Origin of the sequence: Ideonella flava (assembly GCF_051857595.1) — a bacterium.
In the GTDB taxonomy this organism is placed as follows: domain Bacteria; phylum Pseudomonadota; class Gammaproteobacteria; order Burkholderiales; family Burkholderiaceae_C; genus Ideonella.
On record NZ_JBPZHD010000017.1, the window covers coordinates 149477 to 172474 of the forward strand.

17 protein-coding genes are annotated in these 22998 nt (G+C 71.9%); all 17 read right to left on the reverse strand.

Annotated features, from left to right (window positions below; translation table 11 throughout):
• Nucleotides 1-10: 10 nt before the first annotated feature.
• On the reverse strand, nucleotides 11-2209 hold the full coding sequence (locus ACS5PM_RS30465; RefSeq protein WP_439391798.1) for a hypothetical protein: 2199 nt from the start codon (nucleotides 2207-2209) through the stop codon (nucleotides 11-13).
• Entirely contained in the window at nucleotides 2206-5406 is a 3201-nt protein-coding gene (locus ACS5PM_RS30470; RefSeq protein ID WP_439391800.1) for a putative baseplate assembly protein, read from the reverse strand. The genes ACS5PM_RS30465 and ACS5PM_RS30470 overlap by 4 nt, the downstream gene beginning before the upstream one ends.
• Complete coding sequence (locus tag ACS5PM_RS30475; protein ID WP_439391802.1) at nucleotides 5406-7913, reverse strand: putative baseplate assembly protein; 2508 nt, start codon at nucleotides 7911-7913, stop codon at nucleotides 5406-5408. The genes ACS5PM_RS30470 and ACS5PM_RS30475 overlap by 1 nt, the downstream gene beginning before the upstream one ends.
• Before the next feature lie 17 nt (nucleotides 7914-7930).
• Nucleotides 7931-8287: a GPW/gp25 family protein gene (locus ACS5PM_RS30480; RefSeq protein WP_439391803.1), complete on the reverse strand. Its 357-nt coding sequence runs from the start codon at nucleotides 8285-8287 to the stop codon at nucleotides 7931-7933.
• A gap of 9 nt (nucleotides 8288-8296) precedes the next feature.
• Entirely contained in the window at nucleotides 8297-8644 is a 348-nt protein-coding gene (locus ACS5PM_RS30485) for a hypothetical protein (RefSeq protein ID WP_439391804.1), read from the reverse strand.
• An 8-nt stretch (nucleotides 8645-8652) separates the two neighbouring features.
• Entirely contained in the window at nucleotides 8653-9189 is a 537-nt protein-coding gene (locus tag ACS5PM_RS30490; protein WP_439391805.1) for a phage baseplate assembly protein V, read from the reverse strand.
• Between the two features lie 70 nt (nucleotides 9190-9259).
• Nucleotides 9260-10387 (reverse strand): hypothetical protein, encoded by a 1128-nt coding sequence (locus tag ACS5PM_RS30495; protein WP_439391806.1) that lies wholly within the window; start codon nucleotides 10385-10387, stop codon nucleotides 9260-9262.
• Nucleotides 10388-10408: 21 nt separating this feature from the next.
• Nucleotides 10409-10732 (reverse strand): LysM peptidoglycan-binding domain-containing protein, encoded by a 324-nt coding sequence (locus ACS5PM_RS30500; RefSeq protein ID WP_439391808.1) that lies wholly within the window; start codon nucleotides 10730-10732, stop codon nucleotides 10409-10411.
• 15 nt (nucleotides 10733-10747) lie between these two features.
• Entirely contained in the window at nucleotides 10748-11401 is a 654-nt protein-coding gene (locus ACS5PM_RS30505; protein WP_439391809.1) for a hypothetical protein, read from the reverse strand.
• Between the two features lie 221 nt (nucleotides 11402-11622).
• Nucleotides 11623-12441, reverse strand: a complete 819-nt coding sequence (locus ACS5PM_RS30510) for an eCIS core domain-containing protein (protein ID WP_439391810.1) — start codon at nucleotides 12439-12441, stop codon at nucleotides 11623-11625.
• A gap of 4 nt (nucleotides 12442-12445) precedes the next feature.
• The gene (locus ACS5PM_RS30515) at nucleotides 12446-15430 is read right to left on the reverse strand and encodes an eCIS core domain-containing protein (RefSeq protein ID WP_439391811.1); all 2985 of its coding nucleotides are present in this window, start codon (nucleotides 15428-15430) and stop codon (nucleotides 12446-12448) included.
• Nucleotides 15427-15714, reverse strand: a complete 288-nt coding sequence (locus tag ACS5PM_RS30520; protein WP_439391812.1) for a hypothetical protein — start codon at nucleotides 15712-15714, stop codon at nucleotides 15427-15429. The genes ACS5PM_RS30515 and ACS5PM_RS30520 overlap by 4 nt, the downstream gene beginning before the upstream one ends.
• Nucleotides 15711-17840, reverse strand: coding sequence for an ATP-binding protein (locus tag ACS5PM_RS30525; protein WP_439391813.1), 2130 nt, complete (start codon nucleotides 17838-17840; stop codon nucleotides 15711-15713). The genes ACS5PM_RS30520 and ACS5PM_RS30525 overlap by 4 nt, the downstream gene beginning before the upstream one ends.
• 73 nt (nucleotides 17841-17913) lie before the next feature.
• Nucleotides 17914-19233, reverse strand: a complete 1320-nt coding sequence (locus ACS5PM_RS30530; RefSeq protein ID WP_439391814.1) for a Pvc16 family protein — start codon at nucleotides 19231-19233, stop codon at nucleotides 17914-17916.
• Nucleotides 19234-20046: 813 nt separating this feature from the next.
• Nucleotides 20047-20802, reverse strand: a complete 756-nt coding sequence (locus tag ACS5PM_RS30535) for a T4 family baseplate hub assembly chaperone (protein WP_439391815.1) — start codon at nucleotides 20800-20802, stop codon at nucleotides 20047-20049.
• Nucleotides 20803-20832: 30 nt separating this feature from the next.
• Nucleotides 20833-21357 carry a phage tail protein gene (locus tag ACS5PM_RS30540; protein WP_439391816.1) on the reverse strand — a complete coding sequence of 175 codons (525 nt, stop codon included), beginning with the start codon at nucleotides 21355-21357 and terminating at the stop codon, nucleotides 20833-20835.
• A 14-nt stretch (nucleotides 21358-21371) separates the two neighbouring features.
• Nucleotides 21372-22961, reverse strand: coding sequence for a phage tail sheath family protein (locus ACS5PM_RS30545; protein ID WP_439391817.1), 1590 nt, complete (start codon nucleotides 22959-22961; stop codon nucleotides 21372-21374).
• Nucleotides 22962-22998: the final 37 nt, after the last annotated feature.

A 22998-nucleotide genomic window follows, 5' to 3' on the forward strand; every position in this document is an offset into this window, starting at 1 on the left:
GCGTGACAAGTCAATTCGCGAACAGCAGGCCGACGTGCATGCCGGCCGGCGTGGATTGGGCGAGGCGCGCGCGCAGGTTGGCCGCGCGCTGGGGCTGGAACAGGTCGTGCCAGGCGCCCATCTCGGATTCGTCGTCCGCACCGCACGCAATCTCCGGTGCGCCGTCTTGCCCGAGTTGGGCATAGGCCGGGCGGCCGTAGCGCTCGTCGGTGAACTGCGGCCTCAGGCGCAGCTGCTCGCTGGCGATGGCCTCGAGCAGACGATCCCCCGGCGGCTGCCGGCGCTTGAGCGCGGCGATGGCCTCGTCGGGCTGGCAGCGGTAGCGCCGCGGCGTGCGGCAGCCGCAGGGCACGTAGCAGAAGCGCATGCACCCGAGCTGGCGCCGCGCCACGTTGACGCAGCCGGTGAACAGGCTGTTCTCGGCCAGAGCGATGGCATGCGCGTCGACGATGCCGAAGACGGTGGTGTTGCGCAGCGTCAGCGTCGCGTGCGCAATGCCGTCGCCCGCACCGGCGATGGCCTGGCGCTGGTCGGCGGTGGCATCGACGATGCTGTCGCGGATCGACAGGGGAATCGGGTCCGCGCCCACCTCGTCCTCGGTCACGCGGAGGCTGCCCACGATGCTGTGCGAGATGCGCACCTCGGCCCTGAGGTGGTCGATCTCCAGGCTGGGCTCGGCGGGGCGGCGCGGCGTGCAATCGCCGGCCAGGGCCCAGCCGGGCACCAGGGTGCAGTGGCGGATGGCGACCTGCGCTCCGCAGATCTCCTGGACCTGCGCACCGCCCTCGCCACGGCCCTGCACCCGCAACGGCCGGCCGGTCACCAGCAGGCCGTCGAAGCTGATGCGGCTGCGCTCGCCCAGCGTGACCGAGAGCGAGTCGGGCAGGTCGGTCTGCCAGTCGATCAGGCGCAGCACCGGCCGGGTGCGTTGGGCCGCGCGCAGCTGCAGCGACTGGCCATCGGCCAGCGTGATGGACAGCGGCTCGACGAACACGCCGCTGTGCCCAAGCTCGATGACCGCGTCCTCCGGCTGCTCCTCGCGCCAGCGCGCCAGCGCATCGCCGATGCGGTGGAACTCGTAGCCCTCGCCCTCGCCGACGCGGTAGAGCGTGAACGGCCCGGCCGGCGTGAGCAGCGGGCGTTCGTATTCGCCGCCGCCGATGCAGGCGGGCGTGCCGTAGCGGTAGCTCACCCGCACGCCCTTGCGCGGCAACTGGCCGGGCGGGAAGGCGATGCGGCCGAGCACCGGGTCCACCGCGACCTGGCCGGGCAGCGGCTCGTAGGTCCAGCCGCTCAGGTCGGCCGGGACGATCTGCGCCAGCGGCACGATCGCGCCGGCCGGCGCGCCGGCCCAGCCGTCGGCGCGGATCGCCAGGCTCAGGCCCTCGCCGTAGTAGGCACCCGGATCGGCATCGAAGGCATGTCGGCGGATGGCCGCGGGGACGTTCAGCTCCTCGGCGACGTGGCTGGGGTCGGCCTCGGGTTGCGGCGCCACGAACAGCGGCGCGTCCTGCCCCAGCACACTGAAGGTGAAGCAGTGGGGCCCCACCTCCTCGATGCAGCAGGCCGGCGTGTCGGTGACCGGCAGGCTCAGCAGTCGCCAGGCGAACACGCCCACCGAGGGGATGTTGAAACGTCCGACGGCGCGGTGCGAATCGATGCGCCGCACGTCCACCGCGTGCGCCAGTGTGTCGAAGGGGCCGCCCAGGCGGTCCAGCGCATCGGCGTCGCGCAGGTCGGCCACGCGATGGCGATCGGGGTAGAGGTGGTCGAGGTGCTGGTGGCGGCCGAGCAGGGCGTAGAACTCCACTGCCCGCGCCGGCCAGCCGGCCACGTCCCGCGCCAGGCGCTCCAGCAGGGCCAGCGTGCCGCGGGCGCGGCGGTGGGCGATGGTGTGGGCCACCTCACGCCGAGGCACCAGCACCCGCGCCTGCTCGCAGGCCGGGGCGTCCGCCGGCAGGCCGGCTTCGGCCACCGGCTGCCAGCCGATGAGCTCGCCGAGGTAGGGCACGGCCCAGTCGTCGGCCGTCTCGATGAACCAGTTGTCGTAGAGCCGCTCGATGTCGTCCTCGACGACGTTGACCTGCTCCGCGATCACGCGCAGCAGGGCCTTGAGCGGATAGCCGCGCTCGGCATCGCGCGTGCGGTGCACGGTGGGCAGCAGCGCGTACAGCCGGTCGGCGCGGGCGGTGTCGGCGGTGGTGTTCATGACAGCGGGTTGAGGATGAGGGTGTCGGGGACGGCGGGCGTGAAGACCGCCAACTGGGCAGGCCGCAGCACGCCGCGCTCGCCGCCGCCGGGGAAGGCGACCACGTCGGGCGGCAGGCCGGTGCCCGGCAGGCCCTGGCGCCCCGCCTCGCCGCCCTCCAGCAGCGAGCGCACGGCGCGGGTCACCTCGGCCTGGGTGACGAGTGCCCGGCTGCCGTCGGCCCGCGCGGTCTTCTCGGGCACGGCGCCGAAGGCCTCCAGGTCGACGTAGGACACGCCGCGAACGGCCTGGATGGCGCCTATCACCTCGGCCGTGCAGACGCCCTGGCCGAGGGCCCGCGCACCGAAGCCGAAGCGCCGCAGCAACTCAGCGCGGATGGCCGCGGCCACCGGCTCCCATTCGTAGTCCGGCAGGATGGCCACGTTCGCCGACAGCACCAGCACCAGCAGCTCGCGCGGCATCACGCGCACCGGCAGGTCGGGGTCGCCGAGCTCGCGCAAGGCGGTCGTGAGGTGGCGCATCAGGTCCCCGGCCGGGTCAATGGGTGCGTCGTCGACGCCGGCGATGGTCAGCAGCACCAGCTCGCGCCGGCCGTCGCTGGTGCGCAGGGCCGAGGCCTTGGCGATGCCGGCGAAGCGGCGCGAGAAATCGGCGTGGTCCTGCACCGAGACCAGGCGGTCCAGCGCGGCGACCGCCAGCGGCGCGTTCTCGCGCGCCAGGTCACGGTCCTCGCGGTTCGCGCCGCCCGACGCGCGCAGCGGGTTGATCACCTCCTTCACGCCCAGCGGCCGGCTGGCGAGCAGGCTGATCTGGCGGGCCTTGACGTTGCCCGGCGCGCCTATGCCGTTGCGATAGATGGCGCGCAGGTTCTGCACGCCGGTGGGCAGACGGGCGCCGTGCTGGCCATCGCCGAAGACGATGCGCGTCGTGCCTTCGTCGTCGGTGCGGGTGACGAAGCCGCGGTCCTTGGGGCCGAGCCAGGCGAGAGAGGGCGCTTCATGCCATTTCACGCCGTCGACCTCGACCGACAGCGTGCTTGCCGCACCCTCGACGGTGGGCGCGGAGACGAAAGTCAGCGGCGGCTGCTTGAGCGCGAAGGTCTGCAGGGCCTGGGTGGCGTCGCCGCTGCCGAGCAGCTCGTGGCGTGTCTCACCATGGGTGGCATGCACCACGTTGCCGTAGACCTTGAGCGTGGCGCGCTTGTAGCGGTAGGCGCTGCGCGTGGCCAGCTGCAGCGTGGTGTGGATGCGGTCGCCGGCGAGCTTCTCGTTGAAACCGTGCACGAGGCTGGCCACCATCATCAGCTCGGCCGCCTGCACGCCCTGCACGCCCTCGATGTCGGTGCGCTCGCCCTGCAGGATCACCCAGCGGCCCGAGGCCAGCTCCTGGTGCAGCGCGGCCAGCTCCACGCGCAGGCCGCCGCCGCCATCGTCGGGCAGGCTGCCGACGTCGTCCTCGATCGATTCTTCGGCCAGCTTCAACGGCACGCTCTGGGCCCAGACCTGGGTGGCACGCAGGACGGCCATGTCGTTGGGCTCGTTCGCGCCGCGCGGCGGCACGCGGGCGTCCCACCACTCGTCGTCCAGCTGCAGGTGCGTGGTCTTGCCGCTGATGCCGTAGGCACTGCGCTGGGCGGTGGTGGCCTGCCGCACGGTGTAGAGGCGCTGCCCCGGCTCGTCTTCGTCCATGCGCCGCACCAGCACGTAGCTGCCAGCGGTGATCTCGCTGTGCAGCTGGTCGAGGAACATGCCGTCGGTGGACTCGCGGTCCAGATTCCATTCGGTCCACTCGTCCTGCGGCGGCACGTTGCCGTCGGTCACGCGCACCAACCGCGGCACGGAAGCACCGAACAGCGCTGCGCTCGTGCGCAGGACGAACACGCCGACGAGCGCGGCCGCGGCCACGTTCTCGCGCGCCCCGGACCAGGCCCGGTAGTAGCTGTCGCGCAGCGGCGGCGCGAAGCCGAGCAGCATCTGGGGTGCGGTGTCGGCGCCGGGCGCGAACGCGCGGCCCAGGTCGCGCCGCAGCCGCAGGCTGTTGGCGGCCTGCAGCACGCGCGGCTTGAGCAGGCTGCCGACGAAGTCGTCCGGCGTGACCGGCGGCGGGGGCGGCGGGCCGGAGCCGGGCACTTCGAGCAGCTCGTCGATGGCGCCGCGCATCTGTTCGATCAGCGCCAGAACGGGCGGCGAGATGCCGCCGCCGCCGTCGCCATCGGTGCCGGCGTTCTCGATCCGCCCGGCCCATGCTCGCGGGTCGGCGCTGCCGGGGTCCACCGGGGCTTCGCGCAGCACCTCGCCGGCCATGGCGATGGCCTGGGCGGTGTAGAAGTCCGCGCCTTCGAGGAAGGGCTCCATCGCCTGCACCAGCGCCACCAGCAGGCCGATGGTCAGCGCGAGCTCGTCGGGTACCGGGTCGAGGCGCACGATGGAGCGCCCCGCGACGTCCGGCCCTTCGGTGGAGCGCACGCTGCGCAGCACGGCCAGGCTGCCGTCCTCGGCGAACAGCAGCATCAGGGGGTCGCCCGCGCGCAGGCCGTTGACGCTGTCGCTGACCACCACGCGGTCCACCAGCAGCGCGGTGCTCAGGGTGATGTCCTGCGGCCGCGTCAGCCGCACCTGCAGGTTGTTCCACTCGCGCCGGGCCTCGAGGTCTTCGCTGGTCTCGAAGGCTTGCGGCGTCTCGCCCGGGCCGGGCAGGCTTTGCGCACGCGCGCCGGTGGCGATGACGGTCGGCTCGATCTGGTTGTCGTCCAGCGTGTAGGCGAGGTAGACGCTGGAAGCCACGCCGGGGCGCAGGGTGTAGCCCACCAGGCGGGCGAGCTCCAGCACCGAGCGCCGTTCGGTGGCGGTGCGCAGGTAGCCCTCGTTGGCGATGCGCTCCTGGTAGAAGCTCAGCAGGTCGGCCACCGAGGCCCAGCCGTCGAGCAGGGCGATGGAGAAGTCGCTGCGGTCACGCGTGGCCAGGGCCTGCAGCGGGCGGAAGGTCTGCGGCGTCTGCCCGTCGCCCGCCACGCCGTCGACCTCCATCGTGGCCAGCCTCGCCTTCATCGTCTCGAAGAAGCGGGCGTGCGTGCCGACGCGCCAGGCCAGTTCGGGCAGGCCGGGGCGGTTGTGGATGGTCGCGGGCGTCAGTGCTTCGGTTCCGGCGCAGCAGCCGCAGGGCAGGGCGGTGGCGCCGCAGTGCGAGCAGGAGTTCATCACAGGCCTCCTTCGACGCTGATCGCGATCGCGCCGCGCTCGGGGTGGTTCGGGTCGTTGGCCAGTTCGGCGATCTCGTCGGGCGCCAGGGCCAGCAGACCGCTCGCGATCTCGCCGTTGGGCGGCTGGCCGTGACGATGCAAGGCCAGCACGCGCACGCACAGCACGCCGGGCACGGCCATCGCCTCGGCCACGATGCGCGACAGGTGGATCGCCTGTCCGAAGGCTTGCCGGTCCGCGGCGAAGAAGCCGCCGGACTGGCCGACGAAGCGCGCCAACAACGCGGCCTTGAGATGGCCGCGTTCGTAGCCCGGCTTGGCGCAGGCCTGCAGCGAGAGGAAGACCGGCACGCGCCTCGCCGGCCGAATACGCAGGTCGTGGCCCATGCGGCGGACGCGGTACAGGGCCGCCTGCACGTCGGGGGCTAGCGAGGGGTCTTCGGCATGGCGCTGCCAAGGGTCGAGCGCGACGTCGGCCTCGTACCAGCTGCCCGTCCAGACCAGCGCGGCCTGCGCGCCCTGCAGCCGCGCATCCTGGCGAGCGATGTCCGCATAGTCGGCGGCGGTGATGGCCCGCGCAAGGGTCCGGCGGAAAGCCGTGGGCGCGAGCTCGCGCGCCTGCTCGATGGGCTCGGCATCGGTGCCGCCTTGCGCGGGCAGCGGATTCCAGGGCGTGAAGGTGACGCCGTCGAGCACCTGGCCTTTGACGACGATGAACGTGATGGCATTGGCGCCCACGTTGCCGGCCGTGCCGTTGCCGGTGCGGTAGTGCGCCTGCAGCAGACCGCCGGGCGGCGGCCGGCGGCCGAGTTCGCCGTCGCCGAAGCGCAGGCGGGCCACGCCTTCGTTGTCGATCTCGGCGACGACGTGGCGGTCGTCCGGGCCGCTGTCCAGCAGGTCGGGTGCGGCGCTCCAGCGTGCACCGCCTTCGGCCTCGCCGAGCCACAGCGCGGGCAGGGCGTTGCGCGGGTCCTGCGAGAGGGACCGCGCAGCCGCGAGGGTCCTCGCGGGCGGCGTCTCGGCATGGGTCAGCGGCAGGCCGGCCAGGCGGGGGCGGAAGGGCAGCGGGCGTGGCTTGACCTCCGACGGCTCGCCTACGCAATCGCAGCAGGCTTCGCCGGTCGTCCACGGCACCGGGCCCAGCGTCTCGCCGGGCTGGCGGCGGCCGTGGTCGACGAGCACGATGTTCCCCAAGGCCATCGACACGTCGTCGAGCCAGGCGCACTCGGGCGCACTGCCGATGGCCGACAGGCACAGCGCGAAGGGCAATGCGTCCTCACGACCCCAGCGGACGCGCACGAGGGGCGTGGGCCGCGTCCCGGGGAACTCGCCGCCGCCCACGGCCAGCGGGAACAGCGGATCCTCGTCCGGCGTGACCTCGGTCAGGCGCACGGCCCAGCGCCGCGTGGGGTCGGCATCGGCGGGCAGCCCGGTGCGCGGGCCGCGCAGCTCGGCCAGCACCAGCACGTCACCCACCGCGAGCTGCAGCGTGCGCGAGCCGTCGGCCCGCCAGGCGTCGCGCAAGGTCGCGCCTGTCGATCCTGCAGCGAGGCAGCACGAGCGCTGGCCCCAGGTGTAGAAGCCGATGCGGTGGTGCGCGGCGCGGAACACGATCGTCTGCGAAGCATCGGCTACGCAGGGCTCGAACCATTCGTACGACGAGGGCGCGACACCGGCCAGGTCTTCGGGCCGCACGAGGCGCGGGCGCTCGCCCAGGTCTTCGCGCCAGGGTGTGACGAAGGCCAGCTGCCCGAAGGCCAGCGGCGGCGTGTCCACGTCGACGCCGACCTGTACCCAGGCGCGGGCATTGCAGCCTTCGTGCAGCCGGTAGTCCACCAGCCTCGCGTGGCGCCGCACCGAGATGCGCTGGCGGGCCGTGCCGAGGTAGGCCTCGGTGCCCACCGCGTCCTGCTGGTAGCTGAGGTAGTCGCCGACATAGGCGAGCAGCTCGACGAGGGTGAGGCCGAGGTCCGGCACGTGGCGCTCGCGCCAGGCGGGCACCAGCAGGGCCAGGCGATCCAGCAGCAGCTGGCGCAGGGTCTCGTAGTCCTTGGCGAGGTAGTTCGGCCGCGGCTCGTCGGCAGCGGGCGAGGCGCAGTCGCAGGCCGGGCGGCAGTCGAGGTCGCTCGCGCAGTCGATGCGGAAGCTGAATCCGGCGCTGGCGTAGTGCGGGTCTATGCCTTCGATGTCGACCAGCCGCAGCGTGTAGCGCGAGCGGTCGCCTTCTCGGTCCACGCGGATCAACAGCGCGTCGTCATGCGTGGGGTCGGGATCGACGAGAGGGTCGACGTCGACGATGCGCAGGTCGCGGATCACGTCGCCCCCGTCGATCGCCAGGTGGCGCGGCAGGTCGGGCGAATCGGCGCTCAGCTCGGGCGGCAGCTTGCCGAGGAAGTAGGCGCGCAGCGTCAGCGGGTCGTCGCCGATCTCGACGTAGTCCAGCCCGTTGCGGCCCGCCGTCTGGCGCACCACTTGGCGGCGCAGGTCGGTTGAGCAGGTGGTGTCCATGCGAGTTCCTTCCGGCTTCACAGGCCGCGCTCGAAGCGGGCCGTCGTCGCCTGGCCGGTGGCCCTGATGACGTAGGCCAGGTCGATCACCAGCCGAGCGTCGTCGGCGGTCACGCTCAGGTCGCTGACATCGATCACGTCGCCGAGCCACAGCTGCAGGGCGGCCTGCAGCGTGAACTGCACCGTGGCCGCCAGCTCCGGGCTGTTGGGCGCGAACACCAGCTGCATCACGCCGCTGCCGAAGTCCGGCCGGTTCACGCGCTCGCCGTGGTTCGTGAAGATGAGCTGCTCGATCAGGTCGCGCACGTGCTCGTCGATGGACGCTTCGGCCGTTCGGCCTCGGGCGTCGTAGTGCAACGGAAAGTCGATGTCCATCGTCGGCTCCTAAGTGGCGAACACGCGGGGCTGCATGAAGACCACCAGCGGCGGGCCGTTGGGCGCCTGCTCGGGGCTCAGGCACAGGCCCTGGCCCGGCCCGGGCGCGGGCTGCACCAGTGCCGGCTGGCCCATCACCAGCACGCGCGCGGCGGGCATCAGCCACTTGACCGTGAGGCAGGGCTGGGGTTTGGGGCCCGGCACGGTGAAGGGGCAGCCGGCCACGGTGATGAGGCTGGCCATCGTCGCCACCGGCTGGCCGCCGACCAGCACGCGCGGCTGCACCGGCGGGATCTGCGCCGGGATGCCGTGGGTGCAGTTCATGACCGCGCCGGTGTGCAGCAGGAAGCCGGGCATGGCGGCTCCTAGGTCACCGTGAGGGCGCCGAGATTGAAGTCGATGGTCGGCCCGACCATCGTCATCGTGGCGCCCTTGCCGTTGCTGATGTAGATGCCCGAGTCGTTGACGACGATCATCGCCCCCGTCGTGCTCTTGAGGATGATGCCGCCGCTTACCGGCGAGGGCGGCATGTCGCTGATCAGCAGCATGTGCTGCAGCAGCGACTGGATGCAGATGTTCGGGTCGGCCGGGTTGCCGGCCAGGGCCAGCGGCGGCACGTCGCCGCTCGCCACGCGGCAGCCCGTCCAGATCGGGCGGTCGGGATCGCCGTTCTCGAACTCGACCCACACGCCGGCGCCGATGGGCGGCACCATGTAGACGCCCATCGGCGGCCCCGGCGGGCCGCCCAGCGGCGTGCAGGCCTCGCACCAGCTGGAGGGCACCGGCCCGAGCACGTCGGGCACGATGCAGATGATGCGGCCCCGCAGCTCCGGGTCGACGTTGAGCGTCACCACCCCGCGGTACTTGCCCCAGAACTTGCGCTGCGGCGACGATTCGCTCATGTGTGCACCCTTCGGCCTGCGGCCGGTCCCGCCTGGCGGGAATGAGCCCCTTCGGGCGGCCGTGCATGGCTCATACCACTAACCTCGGCGTGTTGGAGATGAGCCCGTCGCGGCTGAGCTCGAAGTTCTGCTTGAACTCGCCGCGCTTGAGCGAGTGGGTCACGCTGTTGACGTAGTACAGGCCGTCGTAGGCCAGGCCGCCGCCGCGCACGCCGACCAGCATGCGGTTGCGCAGCACGCCGCCGTAGCGCAGCACGTCCAGCGAGCCGCTCACGCTGATCGCATCCGACGAGCGCGCCAGGATGCCCAGCACCCGGTTGAGCACGCTGGGCATCTCTTCGGCGCTCATGTAGTCGGGGAACTCGACCTTGGCCGGCGGCGTGGGGCGCAGGCCGAGCGGCGGCTTGAACAGGTTGATGTTGGGCACCGGCACGACGATGGGCACGCGGTTCTTCACCGGGTCGAACATCGTCACCACCACCACCTTCTTGGCCAGGCCGTCGAGGCTGAAGTGCAGCGACTCGACGTTGGTGTGCGCATCCATGTTCACGCCCAGAGCCTTCTGCGGCACGGGGATGCGGATGTCCGGCCCCCAGTAGGCCAGGCTCTGGCCGGGCAGCGGGCCCGGCTCGACGTAGAAGACGTAGCCGCAGCGGTCGGCGAGCAGCTTCAGGTATTGCAGGTCGGTGCCCTGTTGCGCCGGTATCTCGTGCGAGGGCATGGGCACGTCGTCGATGAACGGCGGCACGGCCAGCGGCACGATGCCGAAGGCCGCGTACTTGGCGAGGATGGCGTAGACCCGCGCGATCACCGGCATCCCGGGGTAGCGCATGAAGGGCATCTCGACCACGTCCATCAGCACGCCCAGGTCCTCGCCGGTGACGGTGAGGGTGGACTGGCCGGGCTCGCTGCTGGGGGTGAGCTCCTGGCGGGTGACGATGCCGTCCATCAGCACGTGCGGCCGCCCGCCCAGCGTGACGGCGATGATCACGCGGGTGGTCATCGGGTCGAAGTACGCGGCCGGCAGCAAGGTGTTCAGCAGCGGCGACTGCTTGCCGACGGCGAAGGTGATCTGGAAGCCGCTCTTGTCCTTGCCGCTGGTGACCTGCACCGATTGCACGGCGTCGACCACGGCCTTGGGCGCCGGCACCGGCAGCAGCGGTCCGATCATCAGGCTGAGGTGGATGCCTTGCAGCATGGTCGTGCGTCCTGTGATGGCTCAAGCCTGCGGCGCGCCCGGGATGCCCTCGGGCAGCGGGATGCTGAGGCGCCGGCCGGGCTCGGCGGTGAGCTCGTCGGGGCGCATCGCGTCGTTCGCGTCGCACAGGCGCCAGAAGGCCAGCGGGTCGCCGAGCGTGGCGGCGGCGACGAGGTCGATGCGCTCGCCGGCCTGCACGACGTGCGTCGTCAGCGTCGCGAAGCGGCTGCTGGCCGGCACGAAGCGACGCGCCAGGTAGACCAGCTGGGAGCCGTCGGCCGCCTCGAAAGTCTTGACCGGCGTGTCGTAGTAGCGGCTCGTGGGCGAGAAGCTGAAGTTGGCCATCGGGGGTTCCAGGTCTCAGGGGATGCCGTTGATGCCGAGGGTGGCGAAGCTGCCGGCCGCCGAGCCAGCGGCGAGCTGTTCCTTGGCCCGCAGGTACGTCATGAACAGGTTGCCGCCCTTGGCCTCGAAGCCGAGGTCGTCGACGGTGAGCACGCGCATGCCCAGGCTGACCCGGGCCCGCATCGGGTTGAGGTGGGCGTCGAAGGCCTCCTCGGTGATCGACAGCTCGGTGATGCGCACCGGCACGATGCGCTTCGGGCCGAAGACGAACAGCGGCAGCGGCGCTAGCGCGGGCGCGATCTCCAGCGAGCCTGCCGAGGCTTGAGCATTGGCGGCCAGCAGCGCGCTGCTGCGCGGATGGACGATGGTCTCGAGCGCGGCCAGCTGCGGATGCAGGCCGGCGTCGTTGGTCTTCGCGTCGTCGGCTTCCATCGCATCGGTGGCATCGATCTCCACCTCGACCTTGATCGTCTCGACCGGGGGGCCCTTCAGGCGCAGCGCCTCGACGTGGTCCCCGCCGTCCTGCCCCACGCCCTTGATCTGCAGGCTGCGGGTCAGCGTGTCCGGGTTGTATTGCAGCGCGATGATGCGCAGCACCGCACCGGTGGTGGCATCGGTGAGCACGATGCCGCCGCGCAGCAAGCGGGGGGAGCCCGGGAAGGCGCTCATTTCAGTTGCTCCCCCCGCGCTTCGACCCGCGACGCAGGAAACCGACCGAACCAAGGGATTTGCGCGGATCCGGCTTTGCCGGTCCGCTGCAAAAGCCCCCTCGGGGGGGCGAGCCGGGACATGAACAGTCCAGTGGACTGTTCGTGCCTGGCTCGCGGCCGGGCCACTGGCCCGGCGCGGCCTGCAAGGCGCGGACCGGAAGGGAGCGTGGGGGTTTCATTTCAGAACTTCCAGGTCTTGCGGATGAACGGCGTCTGGAAGCCGCCCGGGTGGGCGCGGTCCCATTGCTGGTTCATGCGGTCCCAGGAGTTGGGGTTCTCGCGGCCGAAGCGATCGTCGAGCTGCCGGCCTATGCCGAGGTTGACGATGTCGTCGCGCGTGAAGGGGCCGAGCTTGAAGTCGCGGCCGATGCCGAACAGGGCCAGCTGCTCCTCGATGCGCCGCGCCTCGCGCTCGATCTCGGCGGCATCGCGCAGCGTCAGGCGCTGGCCGTGGCTGGTGAAGCGTTCGCGTTGGCTCAGCCAGTCCACCGGGCCGGGCGTGCCGAGCGTCAGTTTCGGCGCCGGGCTGGCCGGCGGCTGGGGCGGCTTTTCCTTGTCGTCGACCGGATCGCGGTACACGCCGGGATCGGCACCACCGAGCGAAGCCGCGTCGACACGGCCCCCTGCCGCCACCGTGTTCGCGGCCTGGTGTGCGTGGTGCTCGGCCGCGGCTGGCGTGCCGCTGCCCTGGCGCTGCTGCGCGACGTGGGCCAGTTCGTGCGCGATGAGCCTGGTGCCGTCGCTCGTGCCCGGCCGGTAGCGGCCCGGCGCGAACACCACGTCTTCGCCGGTGGTGAAGGCTTTGGCACCCAGGGCCGTCGCGGCCCGCCCGGCCTGGGCATCGGTGTGCACGCGTACCGAGCTGAAGTCGGTGCCGAAGCGCGACTGCATGGTCCTCAGCGTGGGCGCGTCGAGCTGCGAGGCGCCCGTGCTTCGTGCCCGCACCGGTGGCGCGGAAGCAGGCGAGGAGCGGGTTCGGGTCTGGCGGGAAAAGCTCATGGCATCACCTCGAAGGGGCCAGGGTGTCGACCTCGGCGTCGAAATAGCGCTTGGTGTTGGCGTCCTTGTCGGCCAGCTTGGCGCCCTGGCCGCGCGAGTCGGGGGCGTAGTAGGTGGCGTAGGCCTCGGCGAACCACTCGCCCGGGGCCCTGAACTGGTAGTCGGACACCCGGCGCGAACGGGCCTCGTGGCGGTAGCGGACCCACTCGCCGGGGTAGCTGCGCTGGTAGACGTGGTCCCCCAGGTGCTCGCCGCCGCCATCGGCCAGGAACCAGGGCGAGTTCATGCCGATGCCGACGGCTGGCAGCGCCCGGTCGTTGCGCACCCGCTTCTGCGTCGGCTTGGGCAGGCCGGCGAACCAGGGCAGGCGGCCGATGTTGTCCACGAGCGTGTCGGCGTTCGGCCGCTGCAGCGTGGCGGCGATCTGCGTCTCGACGTCGCTGCGCTGCTGCGGGGCCAGCGCGGTCTTGATGGCGCCGTTGGAGTCCTCGACCATGTCGTGCGCGCAGTCCAGCGGTGGCCGGCCATAGCTCTTCCAGCCGCCGCGCTCCGGCTTGGCGGCCTCGGGGCCGGTGCTGAAGCCCAGCTGCTGGTCCACCGCGTGGCCGGTCTCGTGGATCAGCGTGCCGGGCAGGTTGGACACGGGCGGCGCCGCGGCGCTGCCGGGCTGCGGCTTGATCTCCTCGCGGTTGACGCTCAGCTCCTGCAGGCCGCCCTGGTACGAGCCGGCGACGATGGCCTGGCGGTTGGCATCCAGTGCGGTGGGCTTCTGCGAGAACTGGCCCAGGCGCAGCAGCTGGGCGTTGTGCGCGGTGTGGGCATCGGGCAGCTTGTCCAGCGTGAGGTAGGTCTGGCGCAGCTTCCCGGCATCCCAGGCCGCCGGTGTGCGGCCCGGGTCGGTCGTGGGGCCCACGGTGAGGTCGAAGCGCGTCTCGGCGGCCAGCGTCAGCAGGTCGATGGCCGAGCCCGGCAGGTCGTCCACGATGTCGCGCAGGATGGCCTTCTGCCGGCCGGTCAGCGCCCCGCGCGTGAGCGACGCGATCCACGGCCGGATGTGGCGTTGCAGTTGCGACCCGGGCGCGTTGTCGATCAGCCGGCCCAGGCGCTTCGCCGCGTGAAGCTGGTGCAGGAACTCCTCGCGCCGAGACTCGGGCAGGGTGGCGAAGAGGTTGAACACGCGGGCCACCTCGGCATCGGTGATGGCCCAGTCGAACAGGCCGTAGTCCAGCTGCTCGGTCGCATGCGGCATCAGGCCCGCGGGCCCGATGGCGGCGATGACCCGCTGGTAGACGTCGCCCTTCTTGTCCTGGTCGGGCAGGTTGTCCAGCAGGCGGCCGACGTATTTGGCGCCCAGGCGCTTGATTTCGCCTTCCAGCTTGTCGGCCGGGATCTTGCCGAGCAGGGCGAGCGAAGCGCGCGCCTCGGCATCGGTGATGGCCCAGTCGGTGAAGCGGTACGACAGCTTGTGCCGCACGTCGTCGATCACGTCGCGTTGCACGGTGCCGCCGGCGCGGCCGACGCCCTGCTGCACGACGTGGGTCAGCTCGTGCGCGAGCAGGCGCTGGCCGGCCTCGCTGCCCGGGTCGTAGGCGCCGTGGCCGAAGACCACGTGGTGGTCGACGGTGTAGGCCAGCGCATCGACCGAGCGAGCCGAGCGCGCCGCCTGGGCATCCACGTGGACGCGCACGTCGCCGAAGTCGTGGCCGAAGCGCGGCTCCATGAAGGCGCGCGTCGCTTCGTCCAGAGGCCGGCCCGGCGAGCCGAGCACCTGGTCGACGAGTGCCGGTGCTTCGGTGGGCTCGCCGGCGGCGGCCGGGTCTTCGCGCCGCTGCATCAGCGTGTCCTCGGTCTCGCCGTCGCCCCACGGGTCCCAGCTCGCATCGTCGAGCGCCGGCGCGCCGACCTTGCCGGCGGGGGCGGGCTTCGCGCCGGCCTCGCCGCAGTCCTTGATGATCTCGCTAGACGGGTGCTTGGCCTGCCCCACCTCGGGCAGGCTGCTCTCGGTGACGAAGGCGCGGACGAACTTGCAGTCGTCCTCCGCGCGCGGCTCGCGGGTCATCGGCCTGGGCTCGTGCCATTTCATGCGGTCGCGGATGAGCGACTTGCGCGCCAGGCAGGCGAACTTGCCGAGCCAGTCTCCGGGGGCGACGCCCACGGCGCGCGTCACGGCCTTTTCGGCTGCGGCCTGGCTGGCAAAGCTGCGCTTGCCGGCCAGGGCGTTCACCGCGTCCGCATAGCGCTTGAGCGAAAGGTCGAAGGCAAGCTGGAAGTCGCTGCAATGGTCCAGCTCGCCCTCGCGGATCTTGTCGGCACCCTTGGCGGTGATGGTCCACCGGATGGGCTTCTTGCCGGAGGCGCACACGCTGCGGCCGTCGCCGCCGATGAAGTGGGCCTCGCCCTCGAAGAAGGTGTCGGCCGCGGTGAAGACCGAGGGGATCTTCGGCAGCGCGGCGCTGGTGGGCTGGATCGGGACGCCGCCCTTGACCGGCTTCGTCGTCACCTCGGGGAGGGTGGCGGCGCTGGCGTCCAGCCGGGTCAGGCCGAAGTCGTTGGTGGAGGTGCCGGGCTGTTTCAGGTAATCGGCGCGCTTGTGGCCCTGAGGGTCGCAGGTCGCCACCGTGGCGGTGGTGCCGGCGGGCTGATCCGCGTCGGTCTTGCCTTCGGGGGCGGGCTCGGGCGACTTCGGTGGCGCGTCGGGTGTCGGCCCGTCGCGTTGCACGGCCGGGCCGGCGCGCGAGATCGCTGGCGCCGCTCGATCACCGCGCAGCACGCGCTCGGCCGTCTGGTCGGCCTCGCGTTCCAGCGGGTCGTCATGACGGCCGACGCGCAGCTTGGCCTGCACCGCGGGCCGGCGCTTCTTGCCGCACTCGGGGCAGTTGCCGCCGAAGAGCGTGCTGCCTGTGCCGCAGGCGCAGCGGCGCTGCAGCAGGCCGCTGCGCGAGGGCGTGGCCGTGCCGCGTGCGGGAGGCTGCAGCGCGCGGGTGCTCATCGCCGCGGCTCCGTTTGCAGGGCGCCGGCGACGTGGGTGCCAAGGCTTTGGCCGAGGCCGGCGGCGTCGAACCCGCTCGTCAGGCGCAGGTCGCTTGCGCGCAGTCGCTCGACGGCTCCGCCGACGGACAGCGATCCCAGTCCCGTGACAGCCAGTCGGGCGGCGAGTTCGCCTTGCAGGGCGGCCTGCAAGGCGGCGCGGCCGCGGCCGTCCAGCTTCAGCCCCGCCAGCACCGCTTCGTCCAGCACCAGGCGGGCTATGTGAACGGTGAGCGGCCCGTTCACCTGAACTCTCCTTCGTGGACCGGCTTGTCGAGCTTGCGCAGCTCGCGCCGAACGGCTGCGAGCAGCGTCGCCTGCGAGACCGGCTTGCCCTGCGCCGCGGCCTCGAAGGCCGCGTTCAGCGCGGCGCTGTGGATGTTGCCGCCGCTGAAGTTGAAGCGCGCGAGCCGGGCGAAGTCGATCTCCGCCGCGCGTGGCACCCCGGCCGGCAGGGCCTGGCGCCACATGCGTTGCCGCTCGGCCGGGCCCGGGTAGGGGAAGTTCACGACGAAGCGCAGCCGGCGCATGAAGGCCACGTCGAGCGCGGTCTTCAGGTTGGTCGCCAGGATGGCCAGGCCCGAGAACGCCTCCATGCGCTGCAGCAGGTAATTGATCTCGATGTTGGCGTAGCGGTCGTGGCTGTCCTTGACCTCGCTGCGCTTGCCGAACAGCGCGTCCGCCTCGTCGAACAGCAGGATCGCGCCGCCCTGCTCGGCCGCATCGAACAGCCGGCGCAGGTTCTTCTCGGTCTCGCCGATGTACTTGCTCACCACGGCCGACAGGTCGATCCGGTAGAGCGCCAGCTTCAGCTCGTTGGCGATGACCTCCGCGGCCATGGTCTTGCCGGTGCCGCTTTCGCCGGCGAACAGCGCGCTGATGCCCAGCCCGCGGTTCATGCGGCGCGCATAACCCCACTCCTCGTGGACGCGATAGCGCTGGCGCACCTGCTCGGCGATGCGGCGCAGAAGCTGCATCGCCTCGTCGGAAAGCACGAGGTCGTCCCAGGTGGCGCGGGCGTCGATGCGCTGCGCGAGCTGGTCCAGCCGCGGGCGGGTGTGGAGGCAGCAGGCGGTCCAGAGGCGGTCCAGCACCTCGGAGTGCTCTGCGGGCTCGGCGCCGATGCCGGCGAGTGCCACGGCACGATCGATGTCACGCCGGGCCAGGTCGAATTGGCCGGCGAACACGGCGGCGGACGGCGAGGCCTCGTCGGCGCCCAGCAACGGTTCGAGCGTGGCCCGCCAGGCCTCGTGCTGCTCGGCCGTCGTGGGTCGCTCCACCTCGATGGCGATCGCGTTCTTCAACGGCTTGGCGGGGGGCTCGCGCAGGCTCACGAAGAGCAGGCCGAGGGGACGGTCGACGAAGGCGTGGAAGGCTGCCGCCGCGTCCGCGCCGGCAGCGTCGAGCTCGTCAGCCTCGAGGTGCAGCGCGATGGGCAGCAGCAGGCACTCGCGCTGCCACAGGCGGGCCAGGTGCTCGATGTCGGCCCGCGCGGTGGGCAAGGTGTCCAGCGACAGGCGGTAGAGATGCCGGCCCAGGTCGGCGCCTACTGCGCGTGCCACGTCGAGCTTGCTGGCGGTATCTCGGCCCAGCAGGGTGACGACCGGCGGGCTCGCCCCTTGGTCGAGGGCCTGCAGTTGCTGAACGGCCCGCGTGGCCGCTGCCTGCTGAGAAGGCGCGAGCGGCGGCGCTTCGGCCTCGGGCGGATCGATCTGCAGCAGCGCGGCCAGGCGCTCGTCGGGCGCATTCAGCCCCTTGAGGTAATGCACGATGCGCTCGTCGGCCCGCAGCGCCGCGGCCGTCAGCGGCGTGGCTCCGGGCTGGCTCACGTCGATCAGGTAGGCGTAGCGCAGCGGGCGGTGCGGCGACAAGGCCTCCCAGCGGGGGTCGTCGAACAGCTGCAGCGCCAGGGCGAAGTTCGGCGCGCCGATGGAGCCCGCGCCCTGCACGGCGGCGATCAGCGAGGCGATGGAGGGGTCGAGCTCGACGGCGGCGCACAGCAGCAGCGTGTCGGCCTCGAAGTCGCTCAGGCCCAGTCGCTGCGACAGCATGACGAGCGCGGGGGGCGGGTCCACCTGCGCGGCCTCGGCGCGCCGCGCGGCGGCCTCTTCCAGGGCTTGCGGCGGCAGGGCCATCGAGGGCAGGGCGGGGGCGTTGGACACGAGCAGCGGCTGCGTGCCGGGCGGGGTCTGTCCGAAGGCGAACCAGCGCTTGCCCGCCGCCGCTTCGGGCGCGGGGGCGGCAGCCGTCGGCGAGGCTGGTGGTGGGGCCGGCGGCACGCTGGCCTCGGCCAGTCGCTGCAGCTTCAACCGCAGCCATTGCAGCGAAGCCGCGAGGTAGCGGTTGTTGTCGGCGAGCCAGGTGTCGCTCATGGCTGCACCCCACGGACTGCGGCCGGGCCGGCCCAGCGGGAATGAGCTTCGACGGGCGGCCGGGCGAAGCTCATCACGCCACCTGCAGGGTCTGGCCGGGGTCGAACTCGGGGCGCGGCGGCGTGCCGCCGAGCCGCACGGGCAGGCTGTCGATGCCGTCGACGCGCAGCCGCAGCACGAAGGCGCCGGCGGCCTGGCCGGGCACGTTGAAGTGCAGGCGCGTGGGCTGGGCGGGGTCGCCCGGCGTGTCGATGCTGGCCGGCACCAGCTCTCCGCCGGCCAGCAGCAGGCGCACCCCGGCATGCTGCAGCGGGCGCAGACGCGGCACGCAATCGACCACGAGGTCGATCGGGTCGCCCGGGGCGGCGTTGAGCGGCGAGGCGCTGATGCGCGGCGCCAGCGCGATCGGCACGGCATTGGTCGACCAGGTGGGCTGGCCGGCCTGCGTGACGCGCAGGGACACTGTGTAGACACCGATGCCCCAGTCGGCAGCGGCGTTTCCATCTTCGGTCACCGTGGGCAGGTGCACGCGCCTTTCCGCGGGCGTGTTGCCAGCGGTGAGCGGACGCTCGAGCGTGATGCCCAGCCGGCCGCAGTCGAACGCGGCCGACAGCGTGGCTTCGCGTTGCAGGCCGCTGCCGACCAGCAGGGCATCGTCGCCCAGCTGCAGCGCCGGCCACAGCGGCGACAGTGCGTTGCGCACCGCCTGCAGCACCGGCGCGGGGGCGGCGAGTGCCGTCGGCCCGCGGTCGCCGGGGCCGCGCTGCAGCACCGGCAGCGGTGCGCGCACCGGGCCGTTGGCCTGGATCAGCACGACGGAAACGATGTAGACCATCGATGGCCGCCAGCGGGCCTGCATCGCGGTCCACAGCTTCGACAGCTCGTCGGCGCCCAGGTAGTTGGGCGCGATCTTGATCAGCTCGACCTGGTCCGCCAGGTCCTCGGCCGACAGCGTGCCGAAGATGCCGGGCACGACGTCCCCGTCGACGGGGGGCGGCGCGCCCAGCACGGTGCGCAGCTGCTGGCGCGTCAGCATGGGCGTTTCGTGCAGCAGCTGCATCGCGTAGCCGAGCAGGATCTCGGCGTTCAGGTCCTGCGTGCCGTAGGCGGTGACGAGGTAGTGCAGGTCCAGCGCCAGCGGCGGGTTGCTGGTGCGCTGGCCGCGCCCGTCGCGCGAGGGCAGGTCGGCGTTGCGCCAGCCGAGGTTGGGCGTGACCTGGTAGAGGAAGACGTTGAGCAGGTTGGTCTCGTTGTTGCCGGTGTTGATGCGGTCCGGTGCCTGCGCGGTGACGCTGAAGCTGCCCAGCGGCGACAAGTCGTGGTTGAGCAGCCCGTCGTTGAGCAGGTCCTTCAGCGCGGCGGTGACGCCGGCGATGGCGAGGGCGCCGCTCACGTCTGCCCCCTACGGCCTGCGGTGCTCATCGCCGGCTCCCCCGTTCGCGCAGGTACTGGTCCAGGCCCAGGCGGGGTGCGTTCGAGCGAGCGCGCGGCGCGGGGGACGGCGCGGCCACGGCGCGGATTTCGATGCGGCCTATGGTCACTTTCACCGGCGGCGGCGCGCTCGCGATCTGTGGTGGCTGGGGCGCGGGTGCGGGGCGGTGGACAGCGATGCGAGCCGGCGTGGGCCAAGGCGATGGCGCAGCGGCAGGGCGCGCGGGCGCGGAGGGCGCGGAGGGCGCTGGGTGTGTCGTGGCACTGCGCGAGATCACGGGCTCCACGGCAGTCGGCGGCAGCACGGCGTCTCGTGATGTGGCGTTCCGCGGCGCTGCAGGGGTGGGCGTGCGGCGTGGCGGCGCGATGGACTGGGCGGTGCTCTGCGATGCCGATGCCCCTCGCGCCTCGGAGGCAGACGATGGGCTGGCTTGCCTGTGGACGCGAAGTTCAGCCGCGGCCACGGGCGCATTGACGATGCGGACGGAGTGATCGATCCGAGGCACGACGACGTGGGGCCGCGCAAGAGAAGTCGGCCCGTCCGCCGCAGCCCCGACGCGGGGGGATTCGCCGTGTCTCCTCGATCCGGACGGCGACGGTTCAAATGCAGCAGGCACCACGGCCTGCGCGGCCGCGGCCTCGTCGATCTCCACCGCCGCAGCGTCCCCCGCCGACTCGAACAGCGCGGGCTGGCGCCGGCGCAGGGTCGGCTCAGCTGGCGATACATGCTCGAGCAGACGAGCCAGGTGCCCGGGGCCGAGGCGTGCCGGGCCGCTCATGCCTGCACCATCGCGAGATAGCGACGCCGCCGTGAAGCGCCCAGCGCCAGCACCTCGGGCTCGGTCCAGCCGTAGGCGCAGGCGAGCGTGTGCACCTCGGCCAGCGTGCGCTCGGCCCAGTCGTCGAGCTCGTCCCACAGCTGCGCGGCGATGTCGAAGCGGCGTTCGAAGGCATGGCCGCAGGCGGGGCAGCCGAGCGCTACGCGCACGTCGGCAGCAGGGTCGCGCCGCGCCATGTCCTGCTGCAGCTCGTCGATGACGGCAACGGGCAGGTCGCCGGCCTGCACGGGCCGGCCGGCGTGCCGGGCTTGCAGCAGGCAGCGCTGCAGCAGGAGTGCGATGGCCTCATCGGCGGACGCGGCCTCCCGCGCCGCCATCGCCAGGTCCTCCATGCCGGGCAGGCGGTAGGACAGTTCGTAGCCCTCGCATTCGAGCCGTGGCGGCTCATCGCCATCGAGGCTGGGCTCGGTCCGCAGGTCGGTGGTCCGCAGCGAAAGCTCGAGCACCTCGCCGCAGGCCGGGCAGTCGGCGAGCAGCTCCAACGACGGCCCGAACAACGCCTCGTGCAGCAGGAAGAGCCGCGTCTCGCGCACGCCCAGCGGCACGGTGTCCCACTCGTCCGGCCCGATCTCGGGCCAGGCCAAGCCGAGCAAGGCATCGGCTCGCCGCGGCAGGGCCAGCGGCTGCGCGGCCTCCCAGGCCTGCAGCAGGGCTTGCGCGTCGAGCCCCTGTCGGGCGTGAAGCGGAGTCATGGGCCACCTGCGGCGTGAAGGCTCGGTCACTCACGCCGGCTCGGTGAAGCTCGGCTCGGCGGGCTCGGGCACCTCGGTGTCGCGCACCCAGCCTTCGTTCTCGAGCTTCAGGTGCTGGATGGCGATGGCGTTCGCGTTCGCGTCCAGGTCCGGCAGGGCCTGGAACTCCGACACCCAGCAGCGGAAGACCTTGTAGGCGATGGCGAGCTGGCCGCCCTCGTTGTAGACCTCGATGATGAGGTCCTTGCGGAAGTCCTTGAGCGAGCTCTCCGAACCCAGGCCGGCACCGAAGTTCCAGACCTTGTTGGCCCACTGCTCGAACTCCTTGTCGTGCGTGACGCCGCGCTCCAGCGTGATGGCCTCGAACTCGGTGCGGCCCGGCGACTTGCGGCTGCTGCTCGGGTCGCCGCCATCGCGGTGCTTGACGACCTCGGTGGTGCGCTTGAGCGCGCTCACCTTGCACACGCCGGCCACGTACTTGCCGTCCCACTTGACCCTGAACTTGAAGTTCTTGTAGGGGTCGAATCGCTGGGCGTTGACGGTGAACTGTGCCATGGTCGCGCTCCTTGTCAGACGTCGATCTGCCCAGCCATCTGCTGCAGCTTGATGATCACGAACTCGGCCGGTTTCAAGGGGGCGAAGCCGACCACCACGTTGACGATGCCCAGGTTGATGTCGTTCTGGGTGGTGGATTCCTTGTCGCACTTGACGAAGTAGGCGTCGCGCGGCGTGCTGCCCTGGAAGGCGCCCTGGCGGAACAAGTTGTGCATGAAGGCGCCGACGTTCAGCCGGATCTGCGCCCACAGCGGCTCGTCGTTGGGCTCGAACACCACCCACTGCAGGCCGCGGTAGAGGCTCTCCTCGATGTACAGCGCGGTGCGTCGCACCGGCACGTACTTGTATTCGTCGGCGAGCAGGTCGGCGCCGCGCATCGTGCGGGCGCCCCAGGCCACGGTGCCGATGATGGGGAACACGCGCAGGCAGTTCACGCCCAGCGGGTTGAGCTGGCCGTTCTCCTCGTTGGTCAGGCTCACCGCCAGGCCTTGCGCGCCGGACAGCGCGGCATCGACCCCGGCCGGCGCCTTCCAGATGCCGCGGTTGCTGTCGGTGCGGGCCATCAGGCCGGCGATCGCGCCGCAGGGGGCGAAGGTGTCAGGCTGGCCGTCGCGGGCCGGATCGGCCTGGCGCATGCGAGGGAAGAACAGTGCCGCGTTGCGGGCCCGCTCGCCTGTCAGGCCCAGTGCCGTCAAGGCTGCGTTGTTGTCGGCCACGATCTCGTTGGCCGAGCCCCAGTCGGCCGGCGCGTCGACGATCAGCATCGCGCGGCGGCGCACGCAGAAGTCCAGCGCCGCGCTCAGGACCTCGGGCGCGGTGTCACCCTCGCGCGTGTCCGGCGGGATGCAAAGAAGGTTGAACAGGTCGACCCGCTGCAGCGCGAAGAGGCCGCTCTTGTCCGCTTCGCTGCCGAGGTAGGTGGTGGCCTCCAGAGGGGCGCTGTCGACGGCGGCCGTGCCCACCGGGGTCGAGGCGTTGTCGTCGGTCCAGATCGTCTTGCCCGCGGCGGGGTCGCCATGCTTGGGCGGCCGGCTGTCGCGCGGCAGCGGCGTGCTGGCGGCCACGCGCAGCAGGGCCGATTCGTTCTCGAGCACGCGGTCGACGCGGCGCGGGCTTTCCTTGGTCGTGACGTTGAGGAAGGTCTCGATGGCGCCGCTGCCGCTGCGCACCGTGAGATTGAACAGGTCCGTCGCGGCCAGCCCGTAGCGCGCCGCGATGTCGGCCGAGACCTTGTCGTCTATGCGCACGCGCAGGCCGTTGGCCCAGCTGCCGCGCGAGGCGGCCTGCAGGTCGAGGTTGGTCAGCGCGATGGCGGCGGTGTCGTTGGCGTCCTCGCCCGCGGCCTGGTACAGCCGCACGATGACGGCGCTCGCGCCGCCGTTCTGGAAGAAGTCGCGCACCGCATAGCTCAGGGGATAGGCCGGATCGAGGCCACCGAACTGGCGCTGGAAGTCGCCGAAGGAGTGCGCGATGGTCGGCGCATCGGTGCCCATGGCCGTGCGGCCGATGAAGGCGGTGATCGACGTGGCCACCCCGGTGATGGTGCGCACGCCACCGGGCAGCTCTTCGACGTAGACCCCTGGGAACGAGACGGCGACTGGCATGTTGGGCTCCTCGCGCAATGAGCCCTCACTGTCTGGC